Below are 1,316 nucleotides of genomic sequence, written 5' to 3' on the forward strand. Positions count from 1 at the left end.
TTCTGCACCTGACCTTCCCACGCCTGACGGGTAAACATCCCCGGCACCACTTGATTCGTGCTAAACAGCCGGCGGGCATCGGTCGCCCCGGTCATCTGTGCCAGCCCTAAATCCCCGTAACTGGGGGCCACCTGTTGCAGCATTTTCTGATAGAGCGTCGCTTCCGCATTTCGCTGACCCAGCTGAGTCAGCAATATCCGCCGCACTTCACTGACTAACCCGGCATCCGCGGTGATTTTCCAGTCCGGGTGCTGCGGCAGATGCTGCGCATAAAACCGCAGCAATGACTCCCCGGTGTTTTGCCACAACCCATCAGTCACCCCGGCCCGCTGCGGCCAGTTCTCCATCAGTACCCGGCTCATAAAAACGGCATTCGCTTTGGCCGGCTGCGCCATCATCAGATAGGCTTTCAGCTGCGCGTAAGCCGCTTTCATCCGCTGACGACGCTGCGGGCTGCCGGGCGGCAGATTCACCCATTCCGTCAGACGCTGATGCAACACCTGCGCCGCGTCGTCACGTATCAGTTGAGTATTATTGCGCTGATAAACCGGCCACAGGGCCTTAAGCAGGGCGGGATTCTGATTTAACCCGAAGCGGCTGTACCACGGTGCCCCTTCCTCCTCCCGGTACTGCAACCGGTCAAGCTCCCGTTGCAATGCATACTGACTGAGCAGACGGTCTGATAACGGACGCTGCCGGTCACTGGCCTGACTGACCCGCTCCCGGCTCAGGGTTATCTGATGACGATTGGCAAAAAACGACGTGAAACTCCCCACACCCCACACAACCGCCAGCACCATCAGCCCCCACTGGGCGCTTTTCTCCCACGGGAAGCCCACCGCGTGACCCCGAATATGGCGCACATCATCCAGTACCCCGTCCCAGCTCGACTCCACCAGCCAGCCATGCTCAGCCATCCCCGACTGAGCTGCCAGCGGTAAACTGAACATCACCCCCGCCAGCCATATGGAGGGCCGGTCTAGCAGCGGTGTCAGTTGACGAACCAGACGCTCCACCCCGCCGTCCCGCATTGACTGGGCCAGTCGTAATAAAAAATCGTGACGGATTTCGGCTAATGCCTGCGCCATGCCTCTGGCCGCCAGTTGGGACGGCAGGGTATTCAGGCCCGCGGCCAGCAACGGGGGCGTCCCTTCCTCAGGCAGGAAACAACCGACGGTCTGAGTCGGGCGGTCGCGCTGGTCCCAGCGGCTGCATTGCACATTCCACACATACACCGGCGCCTGCCAGCCAAGCTGTTGCCCCTGTTTCTCCAGCATCCGCAACGCGGTATCTATTTCTGACCGCGGGCTGAGTTG

At 60.8% G+C, this 1,316-nt stretch carries 1 protein-coding gene; it reads right to left on the reverse strand.

Features of this window, described 5'->3' with window-relative positions:
- A partial coding sequence (locus C5469_RS22710) for an ImcF-related family protein (protein WP_242689575.1) occupies positions 1 to 1,088 on the reverse strand: 1,088 nt, incomplete at its 3' end.
- Between the last annotated feature and the right edge of the window lie 228 nt (positions 1,089 to 1,316).

Origin of the sequence: Photorhabdus cinerea, from assembly GCF_011189575.1 — a bacterium.
Classification (GTDB): Bacteria; Pseudomonadota; Gammaproteobacteria; order Enterobacterales; family Enterobacteriaceae; genus Photorhabdus; species Photorhabdus cinerea.